This window comes from Carboxylicivirga sp. (assembly GCF_982718395.1).
The window spans coordinates 41,821-53,647 of sequence record NZ_CEXQWX010000004.1 but is presented as its reverse complement, the minus strand read 5'-3'; the positions used below and the strand labels follow the sequence as shown (position 1 = coordinate 53,647).

The following is an 11,827-nucleotide window of genomic DNA, read 5'->3' as shown; positions in this document are numbered from 1 at the left end:
GGAAATTCTGGATGGTGGGACAGTGGCTCTGGTCAATACAATGCTTCAGAAATTACTTATAAAGTTGTTTCGGGTGACTTTGATCGTGATGGTTATAAAGATGATATTGCCGGTATATTTGAGTATAGTAATGGTAACTCAAATATTCATGTGTGGAAGTCTACCGGAAGTGGCATGTTATATCAAGGTAATGATGGATGGATTTCAAATGTCAAAATAGGAGGTAGAGATGTAATGGGGGTAGCATCGGGTGATTTTGATGATGATGGTTATGATGATATTATCGCTTTGGCAGTAGATGTGACAAGTGAGAGTAAACCATTAGATAGGCCACAGTTTGAAGATCCTCATATTTTTATATCATATGGAGATCAATTTGAATTGAAAGTAGGAACTTGCAGCGGTACCCTAAAAGGAATGAGTTCGTCTAAAAAAGATATAAGCAGTGGAATGGATTGTAAATTATATCCAAACCCAGCGAAAGATTTTATTCAGGTAAAGTTTAATTCAGATGAATTGCTATGTCTAACTATTTTTAATTCATATGGACAGTTAGTTTTAAAAACAGATGTGAATTCTTTTGATAAGGTGAATGTAAGTTCTTTATCACAAGGTCTTTATACTGTTCGGGTTAGTTCGTCCAATAAAGAACTCAACAGCGTTCATAAACTGATTATTCAGAAGTAATATTTTAAGGTGAGATAAGCATATTTGCCATTATTAGTTTGGTAGAAGTCGTCTTGACTTTTAAGTATTTCGATAACAGGTTGAGGTTGTAGGTGTTTGCGTATGCATAAGTTACAACCTCATTTACAAAGTACTAAGCAAAGATATTATCGATTAAGAGAATTTATCTTGATTTGTCAACAGTAAAATGAGGTAATATGTGTAAATCAGTCATCCAATTCTCAATTTCCAAAGGTTCTTCATCAAGTCCGGCTAATAAGTAGCTATCAGATCCATTATAATATTCATCCAAAGATGTCATCTGTGCTCCAACTGGGAGAAAGATATATTGAAGAAAGGTGCTGAAATAAAAAATGCCGGCTTAAACCGGCATTGAGATATTTATATTATTGTCATGTTTTATTCTTAATATTTAAGTGCTATTAATATTGGCGCTTGATTATCTAAATTGATATCCTTTATTCCTTCAATTTCACTGGCAGAAACTCTGTAGAAATCACTTAAATCTGTCATCCAATTTTCAATTTCCAAGGGTTCTTCATCATGTCCGGCTAATAAGTAGCTATCAAATCCATTATAATATTCATCCAAAGATGTCATCCATAATTCAACATACATTGGTTCTTCATCTTCAACATTGAAAGATGCTAAATCAGTCATCCAGTCTTCAACCACCAACAAAACTTCATCGTTGTTAGCAAAGCTATTCAAGTCGGTCATCCACGATTCGATTTCAAGATTTGGCTCATCAGTGTTAAATGATTCTATATCGGTCATCCAATCTTCAACAATTACTTCATATTCTTCGAATGGTAATTCATCATAGCTTGCTTGTGCGTGTACACTAAAACTCATGATAAGTGATATGAATAATACGCTTGAAATAGATTTTAAGGTTGAGTGGAAATTGAAAGTTTTCATGACAATAAATTTAATAATTAACAACGTAAGAGAATTTTCAATTGCTGTGCCAAATCTTGTAAGTAAAAGATGTACAGTGTGTAATGAAAAGATAAAGACATTTGGGTCTTAATATTTCGCACGAATATGCAACAAGTTGGTGTTCGGAAATGAACAAAGCTTAAAAAGTTGAAATGAGCATTGATTTTATCTATAATATTCGTGGCAATTTTGATAAAACAGTAGTTATTTCCCCGTGTTCGCCTGATAGAGCAACACATTAAACCTAGATATATCATTAGGGTATCGTGATGAATGTTCAAACAATAATAAAATCAAGTATTTGAACGAGGAGTCATAGTCTAAGCTATGCTGACGAGTACAAATACAATGAAATGATTGATTTTGAAATTGTTTGAATTTGTAATAGATAATCTAATGACATTTCTGGGTTAAAATACTTTTGTGATGCTTCAACTATTTATCGTACTTTTGCATCTACCCAGTTAGAAATTGAACTAAAAACTGAGGTTAAGGTGTTGAAGAAAAGAAAAATAAACTATATGAAAACAGCAGAAATTCATACCGAAAAAGGCATCATGAAAGTAGAATTCTACGATAATGATGCTCCAAAAACAGTTGAAAACTTTGTTAAACTGGCCAAAGAAGGATTTTATGATGGTTTGTCATTTCATCGTGTTATACCTGACTTTGTGATTCAGGGAGGATGCCCTCATTCAAGAGATAAGAGCAGTCCTCGTGCTGGTACAGGAGGTCCTGGTTACAGCATTGATTGCGAATTAGATGGTGACAATCAATATCACGATCGTGGTGTATTATCAATGGCACACGCAGGTCGTAATACAGGTGGATCGCAGTTTTTTATTTGCCATGGTCGTGACAACACGCAACATTTAGATCGTCAGCATACATGCTTTGGTAAGGTTGTGGATGGTCTTGATGTTATTGATGATATCCGCCAGGGAGATGAGATTGTTAAAATTGTAGTAAACGAATAGAACAGTATAATATGAATTTTGAGATTTCAGGAAATGTAATTGTTAAGGATGATATACAGGAAATAAGCGCCAGTTTTAAAAAACGTGAGTTTGTGATTGAGGTAGTTAACGAGCGCAATTCTGACTGGAACGATTTTATTAAGTTTCAACTGACACAGGACCGATGCAACCTGATGGATCCTATTCAATTGGGTGAAAAAATAAAGGTGAGTTTTAATATTCGTGGTCGTAAATGGGAAAAAGACGGACGCGTTAACTATTTCTCTAACCTTGAAGCGTGGAGAATCGAAAAGGAAGAGGCTGTTTTGCCACCTGATGCTCCGGCACCATCTTTCAATGAAGCAGATATTCCACCTGCGGGACCCGAAGAAGATTTACCATTTTAATGATAGAATCAAAATCCTGAGCAAGTTGTTCAGGATTTTTTTTATGAAGTTCGATGATGTTGTTATAGCATTCAACGGAAAGGTCTTTTGGATATAAAGGTTGAGAGTAAAATCATGAAAGAATATCAGAAAATTCAAATGGGAAAAGTGAGTCTAATTACGATTGCTCATTTTTTTCATGATATCTATACTGCATTTCTTGCACCGCTGTTGCCTCTTTTGCGTGAATCATTAGGGTTTAGTTTAACCTTTGCAGGATTTTTATCGGTTGTTCAACGTCTGCCAACTTTGTTGAATCCTCTGGTTGGAATGTTGGCTGAGCGCACTAAAGCAAGGTATTTCGTAATAGTAACACCAGCCATTACAGCCATTGCAATGGGTTTGTTAACTGTAGCTCCAAATAAACTCACTCTTGTAATGTTGGTTTTAATCAGTGGCATCAGCAGTTGTTTTTTTCATGTACCATCTCCGGTTATGATGCGAAAAGTTTCTGGAGATCGGGTTGGAATGGGGATGAGCTTTTATATGGTTGGAGGAGAATTGGCTCGATCGGCCGGTCCGGTTTTAGTATTAGGTGCAGTTGAGCTATGGGGACTTAATGGTGTCACTTATTTTATTCCAACAGGCCTGTTGGCTTCAATCATTTTATATTTTAAACTACGTAATATATCCATCTCAGAAGATGTCAATTCAAGTAGTGGACTTGAGTATTTAAAGACATTCAGGAGTTTCCTGCCACTAATTTTAAGTATTGCATTAATTCTGTTTTTTAGAGCGGCCATGAAATCTGCTCTAACATTTTACTTGCCGGTTTTTATACAGAGTCGAGGTGAATCGTTATGGTATGCTGGTATTTCGTTGTCGGTACTGCAAGGGGCCGGAGTGGTTGGGACAATGTTTGCCGGAACAATATCTGATAAAATAGGTCGACGCAATACCTTATTAATCGCTTCATTAGGAGCTCCAATTTTCTTTTATACATATCTATATACAAGTGGTTGGTTACAGCTTATTGCACTTGTGGCAACCGGATTGTTTTTGTTTGCTACAGGCCCAGTGTTTCTGGCCATTGTTAATGAGTATAAAACTAAGCATAACAGTTTCGTCAACGCGGTATTTATGACCACTACCTTCTTAATCGGAGCGGTTATGGTGATGTTGGTTGGCTTCTTAGGCGATTTACTAAATCTTGAACTGACTTATAAGATTGTTGGTGCGCTGGCCTTTTTATCAGTTCCCGTAGTTTTATCAATGCCTAAAGATTGATTATAGAAATCGTGTTTCGTTTATATGCGGCTTAGGCACATGAATGGTGTGCTCAATTATGTGATCTAACTGGCTGATAAATTTAGATTTATCACGGTTTAATCCACCTTTGAATACAAGGTAATTTGATGCATGATCGCTCCTGAAAACAGTACTTTCCAATTCAAGCTGACTTAATAAAAGCCTCATCTCCTTAAGCATTTCAAGCTGCGAAAGTGGTTCAAATTCACCTTTCACCCGCTTTTTAAAATGTTCAAAGCCATAGGGAAACGATATAACTAATAATGCTAGCAAATCAGGTTGTATGCGGTTTAAAAGTTTAGCAGAATTAATCGCGTGATTCTCTGTATGTTGTCTTCCTCCCAAACCATTCAAAATCATAACAGACAGTTTAAAACCTGCATTTTTTGCACGGATAGAAGCATTAGCTTGTTCGTCAGCAGTTATACCTTTTCTCATCAATTTAAGCACATCATTATCACCTGACTCAAGACCGATGTAAAGTAGATCTAAACCTGCTTCTTTCAAAGATTTAAGCTGTTCGTCTGAATAACGCTTTAATTCCCTTGTTGAGGCATATCCAGATATTCTCTTTAATGAAGGGAAGCGTTCTTTAATGAATTGTATTGTTTTTAGCAGTAATTCGTACTCAACGGTAAAAAGATCACCATCGCCTATGAACAAGCGCTTAGCATCAGGTTGCATGCCCGATAACAAGATTACTTCTTTTACAATGGTATCCCATGGTTTAACCGAGTAGATTTTTGAGGTATACATTTCACAAAAATTACATTGGTTCCATTTACAACCATGTGTTAATTGGAATATCAGGGAATTCGCCTCTGAAGGGGGACGAAATACGGGCTCGTGGTAGACTAAAAACGACTCATTCATTTCCGCAAAAGTAATAAAACAACCCTTATAAAATGGCTACTTTTTCTTCATGCTAATATTTAATTTCGACACTTCGTGTTTTTGTAAATCATCCGTTGACAGAACTCTCTTAAAGTCAGGGCACAGATTTCTTTTACATCGAAAGTATAATTTTAAATCTTTTTTTAATTGATGGTTAAACTTTCCAACAGACTATTATTGATTCTACTGGCAGTTGGTGTATAAATAAAGGTTTTTGCAAAGATTGAAAACAAAAAAGCTGTTACAGATTAAGTGTAACAGCTTATATTTTGTGGCAATAAAGACCTACGCATTGAGACGTTTAAGCTCAGCGTTTACTTTATCAATTTCTTTTTCAATTCGTTTGATTTCCTTTAAAACAAATGAAATTTCATATCCATCACGAATGGCTTCTTTATCGAATTTCTCCATAACGATATAGTAGTACTTTTTGCCTCTGAATTGAACTTTAAGTGATTGATTGGCATTGTTGGCAATAAACTCGATAATACCGTTGTCAGTTCCATCTTTAAAGTTAATTACTTCCCATTGGTTCTCGCCATCTTCAAAATGCCGATTGTTGAACCCGTCTTCCTTAACTACTTCACTTAAAGCATTATTTCCGCTGAAATAAACTTTTATCTGGTCATGATGAATTCTTTCGGTTCCGGTATACCTGCTGGAGATGAAGAAGTTTCCTTCTAAATCCAGATGAGCCCTTAGGTATGTGCGTCCATAAGAGTTCTCAGGCTTTTGACGTTTATGAATCAAAATCTTCTTAGCTCCGTAGTCAGAAGATTCAATAAAGTTTTTCATTAATGGCTCTAGCTCTTTTTCTTTACCGGCTAACATGCTATCCAGAAAAACCAAATTTTGTTGTTGTTCTTCAATAACAATTTTACGGAGTAACTCTTTTCCCCTTGTTATAAATTCAACCTGGCCTGGATAAAGTTCTTCAATGGAGTCGATCTCAAGCTTGGCATCATTAAATAACTTGTTTTCAAAAAGTTTTTCAGCTTTGTTGAATCTTTCTTTTGCTAATTCTTCTTCCTTCGCTCCGCAAGAAATTAGTAAAATGGAAAATACTAATATGGCAAGTCCTTTCATACAATGAATATTTGATATTCAAAAATAGCAAGATTTTATGGAAGACTTATGAAAAGGTAAAAATGGCAAACAAAAAAACAGCAGATATTTTAATATCTGCTGCTAAAGTCTATAGATCTTATTTTTTAATTCAGGAGTTCAAGATTTTTGACATTCACATTTAAAGCTGATTTAATTGTTCCTTCTTTATTCTTGAACCCCTCACTTCCTGGTGTACCTTCAATCAGTACCTTTTTTCCTTGTTTCAGGTAATCGGCGATTTTAGTGCTTTGTTTTTCATTACGCCACATGGTAGCTCGTACCCATTCAGTACGTTCAACTTTTTGACCTTCTGAACTTTTATAGTCCATTGTTACAGCTACATCAAAATTGATGACTTTACTCTGACCAAGATCCTTTACCTCGGCATCTTTACCTAATGTTCCGCTTAAAATTAGTTTTAGCATTTTGCAAGGTTTTAGTTAATAAAAATTAGAATATTAATAAAACTAAGAACCTTAAATGTAATTGTCAAGTATCAACAATATAAAAGACAAAGTAAAAATAAGTGTTTAGTAATCTTTCTCTGATGTATCCTTAATGAGTTTCTTAGTAGAAAGCAAACCGCATGCTGCATAGATGTCTTCGCCTCTTGATTTTCTTATTGTTGTTGTGATTCCTTTTTTACTTAATTGATCTCTGAATACTTCCATGGTCTTATAATCACTTCCTTCCAATGGTGAATTAGGAATTGGGTGGAAGTGTATAAGGTTAATACGGCATTTTATACCGTTAAGTAGTTGTAATAAGCCTTTTGCATGTTGTATAGAGTCGTTAACTCCTTTAAACATGATATATTCAAAAGAAATGCGACGTTGTCGGCCAAAGTCATAGTCTTTTAAAGCTTCTACTACTTTTTCAGCTGTATAAACATTTTCAACCGGCATTAACTGTTTGCGTTCTTCGTTGAAAGGCGTGTGTAGACTGATTGCCAGATGAGCTTCTGACTCTTCAATAAAACGACGCATGGCAGGTACAATGCCGATAGTTGATACATTAATACGGCGAGGACTCCAGGCATATCCCCATTCAGAAGTGATAATCTCCAGACTTTTCAGGACATTTTCAATATTATCCATTGGCTCGCCCATGCCCATGTACACAACGTTGGTTAGTGTTTCCCTTTCAGGTAAGCTGGCAATCTGATTCAGTATCTCATTAATACTAAGATTTTTCTGAAAACCCTGGCGAGCTGTCATACAAAATAAGCAACCCATTTTACATCCTACCTGTGAAGAAATACATAGGGTATTCCGGTTTTCTTCAGGCAGATAAGCAGCTTCGATAAACTGGTTGTTGCTTGTTTGAAACAAATATTTCTTAGTTCCATCGATTGATTCCTGGTAGGATTGTGGAGGAATAAGCCCAACGGTATATTTTTCATTGAGTTGAATCCTGGCTTTTTTAGAAAGATTGGTCATGTCGTCAATGCAGGTCACATGTTTTTTATATAACCAATCAGCAATTTGCTTCGAGGTAAACGCCGGTAAACCTAATTCCTTTACGCACGCTTTCAACTCACTCAGTGTTTTGCCGTATAATGCCTCTTTACTCATCTCCTAAAAATATATTTCAGCTATAATGTTGTCGAATGGAATGCCTTTGTCAATCAATATTTCACGAACATCAATTACCATTTGCGAACTACCACAAAGATAGTATTTATTATCGGTTGGTAGTTGAGCCTTTTCTTTAAGGTAAGTTGTTAAACGCCCCTCGATGATTTTGCTATTTGATTCAGTGGTACAAAATCGCAGATATTTATCACCAAGCTCCTCTTCAAATAATTCTTGAAAGAAAAATTTATCAATTGTTCGTGCCCCGTGTAATAAGGTAATGTGTTTAGTCTGACCCGATTCTGTTAGAGAAATAAATGGAGCAATGCCAGTACCTGTTGCTATCCAGGTGGCAGGTTGATGCAGGCATAAAAATTTCCCGAAAGGCTCGGAGATGTATAAAGTATCGTCCTTTTTGACTCGCGAAAGAGGAGGAGTGAGTTCTCCCTCGGGTTTTATATCAAACAGAATACTAATGTATGGTTTGTTAACGGCGGAGGCAATGGAGTACAGGCGTGGTTCATCGTTTGGGTTCATAGCTATGGCGATCACCTGACCAGCTTTAAATTGAAACGGTTTTTCAATACTGATGTAATGAATTCCTTCAGATAAAATTTGATTATTAAGTACTTTTACCGGATTTAGTTCTTTTCGTTTGTGTTGGTTCATTAAATCTAATTTTGAATGAAACGGAAAAGCTGCCCTTTTGTTTGCATTATAGAAAAACAAAGGCAACCCCGGATAAGAGTTGCCTTTGTATATCTATAAAAAGAAGAATTATTTCAATTCAATCAATGCCTCTCCAGTCATTTCTTCTGGCTGTTCAATGTTCATTAGTCGAAGAAGTGATGGAGCTACATCAGCTAAAATACCATCTTTCACTTCACCCTGACGCTCAGTTACCCAAACGAATGGAACTGGGTTTAATGAGTGCGCTGTATTTGGAGATCCATCTGGATTGATAGCATTATCAGCATTACCATGGTCTGCAATAATGATTGCCTCGTATCCATTGGCTTTAGCTGCCTCAACAGTAGCCTCCAAACAATCATCAACAGCTTTCACGGCTTTCATAATGGCGTCGTACTCACCTGTATGTCCCACCATATCACCATTGGCATAGTTCAAGGCAATGAAATCATACTTGTTTTCATTCAGCTCAGCAACGATTTTATCTTTCACTTCGAAAGCACTCATTTCAGGCTGAAGATCGTAAGTAGCTACTTTTGGCGAATTAACCAAAATGCGCTCTTCTCCATCATAAACAGCTTCGCGACCACCTGAGAAGAAGAAAGTTACGTGAGCATATTTTTCAGTTTCAGCAATGCGCAGTTGCCTTAAGCCTTTGCCGGCCACCACTTCACCAATCGTATTGGTTACATTGTCCTTATCGAATAAGATATGCATCCCTTCAAAAGTTGCATCATAAGGCGTCATTGTGCAATAATGAAGCGGAATGGTTTTCATTCCTTCTTCTGGCATATCCTGCTGGGTTAAAACCTGTGTAATTTCACGGGCACGATCGTTACGGAAGTTGAAGAATACAACCACATCACCTTCCTGAATTGTTCCAACTTGTTTACCATTGGCATCAACATGACTAACGGCTTTGATAAACTCATCGGTTACACCATCAGCATATGACTCATCAATTGCAGTCAATATGTCATTGCTGGCTTTGCCAGTTCCGTTCACCATCAAGTCATAAGCTTCTTTTACTCGTTCCCAACGCTTATCGCGATCCATTGCATAATAACGACCAATCATAGAAGCAACCTGTCCGCCTGACTGCTTCATATGATCCAGTAACTCAGACATAAACCCTTTACCACTCTTAGGGTCGGTATCGCGCCCATCCATAAATGCATGAACAAAGGCACGCTCTTCAATACCGTACTCTTTAGCAATGTCTAATAATTTATAAAGATGCTCCTGACTTGAGTGAACACCTCCTTTTGATAATAACCCAAGGAAGTGGATTTGCTTACCACTTTCTTTAGCATACGAATAAGCTTTTACAATTTCCGGGTTTTGAGCAATTGATCCATCTGCACAAGCACGGTTAATTTTTACCAAATCCTGGTAAACAACGCGTCCGGCACCAATATTTAAGTGACCAACTTCACTATTACCCATCTGCCCATCGGGTAAACCAACATTTTCCCCTGAAGCCTGAAGCTTAGAGTTTGGATATTTCTTAAGCAGACTGTCGAAGTAAGGAGTTTCACCTGTAAAAATACCGTCAGATTTCGAGTGGTCGCCATAACCCCAACCATCAAGGATAATCAAAATCGTTTTCTTGCTCATGTGATAATATTTAATTCTTTTTCGATTTTTACTTTCTAATCTTTTCTAAAAACGGCGCAAAAATAGTCAATTTAAAAGGAAATTAAAAGGTTCTGTTTGTGTGCATTGCTTAAAGCAAGCATCAGAAGTTAAACAAGGGTTGTAAACAATGGTTTATAGTTGAATTGTCAGAAAACGTTAAAAAGATATAATAATTAAGAGTCCATTACTTGTATGTGGTTTTTTCTAAAAATCTCTTTTGCGTCTGATGATATTATTAAATGGTGATTAAAAATTAAATCCGATGCCAAATTCAAAGTAATTGCCGGTAGGAATAGCAAATTCAGCTGGCGTTAGGTTTTTTCGAAACTGATAGTTGGATTTAATGACAATATCTTCTGTAAGATTAAAGTTGGTACCGATGGCCAGGATATTCATATAATTCTGAACACGGGGAAGGTGTGCCAGGTTAGCATCAATGCTGGCATGCGTATTCAAATGTTCATATCTCACGAAAAGAGACCATTTCATCTCATGTGTGTCCATAATTGTATTTTTCACTTCCCGACGGTCTTTCCATAGCCAGTGTAAAATGTCTACACCCGCTTCGCCATAGATACCGTAAACCTCCTTCCCGAGAACCTGGCCATTGTTGACAGATTGACTGTTTCCAAGATGATAGATGCCTTCAGTATCTGACAACCAACCGTATGTCCCGGAAGTGAGCAAACGGAAGTTGTTTTTCGTGTAACGAGCATAAGCTGATATAAGGCTTAACTTCGAATCAAGCGTATAAGTTGCGTTATCCTTTGAGTAGTTGTAGTTACCATTTGAGCCATAATATCCTGAAACACTCAGATCAAGACCCGATTTGGAAGCATAGTTTAACTGACCAACCCACGCAAGTGAATTCATGTCGAATGCTTCTCGTCCGTTTCTCACCCAGGTTGCACTTTTGAATTGCTGACCATCAAGTGCTGTTACAACACTTGTAAAATAACTCAGTTGCGGTGTGATTTGCCCGTAGGCCGCCGCACCAAGTTCAATCCATGTTGAAGGAAGGATAAGACGCTCTGTTTCCGGTCGGTTAACCGAGTAGAATAGAATTGGCTCATCATTACTGTTAATATATCCAATGCCAAGGGGATGAAATCCGAAACGAAGATTAAAAGCTGAATGAAGACGGTAATCCATAAATAATTCAAAGGCTAGTTCTGTATGATTATCGTTGCCTGCCTTGAGGTATTCGACCTGGATCTCAGAATTGATGATCAATTTATCACTAAAGCGATAACCAAAGAAAACGGCTAGTCGGTAAAGGTTATTGTAGTAAAGTTCAATATCATCCAAGGCTTCTTTGTCGGGAGTGAAACCAGGTGTAGTAACGCCATTTATCTCACCAAAGCCACTTATAGACCATGGTTTATCAGAAAAGAATATTCCCGAGGCTGCTTTGCCAAGTCCCGGGTATTGATTAGGTGAGTTGGTAATTGTATCCTGTTGAAGGCCTGATCCGAAAGTATATGAACAAATAAAAATTAATGCGAGAATAAAAGTGGTCTTCATGACTTTTTGATTAAAAGTTTTACTTAAAGGCAGTGTTTACAGTTTATGCTGAAATTCAAATTGTAGCATAAACTATAAATATCATAAATGATTTGCAAGGTTAGTTTTTAATCAATAAAAA

The 11,827-nt window shown here is 36.8% G+C and carries 13 protein-coding genes; 4 read left to right on the top strand and 9 right to left on the bottom strand.

Annotation, left to right across the window (positions count from 1 at the left end; translation table 11 throughout):
• A partial coding sequence (locus AC4MRQ_RS01705; protein WP_491195902.1) for a T9SS type A sorting domain-containing protein occupies positions 1-687 on the top strand: 687 nt, incomplete at its 5' end.
• Between the two features lie 163 nt (positions 688-850).
• Here AC4MRQ_RS01705 and AC4MRQ_RS01700 read toward each other — a convergent pair.
• Positions 851-988, bottom strand: coding sequence for a hypothetical protein (locus tag AC4MRQ_RS01700; protein WP_491195901.1), 138 nt, complete (start codon positions 986-988; stop codon positions 851-853).
• A gap of 104 nt (positions 989-1,092) precedes the next feature.
• Positions 1,093-1,608: a hypothetical protein gene (locus AC4MRQ_RS01695; protein WP_491195900.1), complete on the bottom strand. Its 516-nt coding sequence runs from the start codon at positions 1,606-1,608 to the stop codon at positions 1,093-1,095.
• A 542-nt stretch (positions 1,609-2,150) separates the two neighbouring features.
• Here AC4MRQ_RS01695 and AC4MRQ_RS01690 point away from each other — a divergent pair.
• The 3 genes from AC4MRQ_RS01690 to AC4MRQ_RS01680 all read left to right on the top strand — a co-directional run bounded on the left by AC4MRQ_RS01690 (position 2,151) and on the right by AC4MRQ_RS01680 (position 4,258).
• Complete coding sequence (locus AC4MRQ_RS01690; RefSeq protein WP_491195899.1) at positions 2,151-2,606, top strand: peptidylprolyl isomerase; 456 nt, start codon at positions 2,151-2,153, stop codon at positions 2,604-2,606.
• A gap of 11 nt (positions 2,607-2,617) precedes the next feature.
• Entirely contained in the window at positions 2,618-2,992 is a 375-nt protein-coding gene (locus AC4MRQ_RS01685; protein WP_491195898.1) for a DUF3127 domain-containing protein, read from the top strand.
• 114 nt (positions 2,993-3,106) lie between these two features.
• The gene (locus tag AC4MRQ_RS01680) at positions 3,107-4,258 is read left to right on the top strand and encodes an MFS transporter (RefSeq protein WP_491195897.1); all 1,152 of its coding nucleotides are present in this window, start codon (positions 3,107-3,109) and stop codon (positions 4,256-4,258) included.
• On the opposite strand, the gene AC4MRQ_RS01675 is transcribed toward AC4MRQ_RS01680, so the two are convergent.
• From AC4MRQ_RS01675 to AC4MRQ_RS01645, 7 genes are all read right to left on the bottom strand, one after another.
• A complete protein-coding gene (locus AC4MRQ_RS01675) occupies positions 4,259-5,152 on the bottom strand; it encodes a radical SAM protein (RefSeq protein ID WP_491195896.1) in 894 nt (297 codons plus the stop codon).
• A 306-nt stretch (positions 5,153-5,458) separates the two neighbouring features.
• Positions 5,459-6,259, bottom strand: a complete 801-nt coding sequence (locus AC4MRQ_RS01670; protein ID WP_491195895.1) for a hypothetical protein — start codon at positions 6,257-6,259, stop codon at positions 5,459-5,461.
• Between the two features lie 125 nt (positions 6,260-6,384).
• On the bottom strand, positions 6,385-6,705 hold the full coding sequence (locus AC4MRQ_RS01665; protein WP_491195894.1) for a single-stranded DNA-binding protein: 321 nt from the start codon (positions 6,703-6,705) through the stop codon (positions 6,385-6,387).
• A 105-nt stretch (positions 6,706-6,810) separates the two neighbouring features.
• Entirely contained in the window at positions 6,811-7,854 is a 1,044-nt protein-coding gene (gene rlmN / locus AC4MRQ_RS01660; RefSeq protein ID WP_491195893.1) for a dual-specificity RNA methyltransferase RlmN, read from the bottom strand.
• Between the two features lie 3 nt (positions 7,855-7,857).
• The gene (locus AC4MRQ_RS01655; RefSeq protein WP_491195892.1) at positions 7,858-8,523 is read right to left on the bottom strand and encodes an oxidoreductase; all 666 of its coding nucleotides are present in this window, start codon (positions 8,521-8,523) and stop codon (positions 7,858-7,860) included.
• Positions 8,524-8,631: 108 nt separating this feature from the next.
• Positions 8,632-10,161 (bottom strand): 2,3-bisphosphoglycerate-independent phosphoglycerate mutase, encoded by a 1,530-nt coding sequence (gene gpmI / locus AC4MRQ_RS01650; protein WP_491195891.1) that lies wholly within the window; start codon positions 10,159-10,161, stop codon positions 8,632-8,634.
• Positions 10,162-10,428: 267 nt separating this feature from the next.
• Complete coding sequence (locus AC4MRQ_RS01645) at positions 10,429-11,706, bottom strand: hypothetical protein (RefSeq protein WP_491195890.1); 1,278 nt, start codon at positions 11,704-11,706, stop codon at positions 10,429-10,431.
• Positions 11,707-11,827 lie beyond the last annotated feature (121 nt).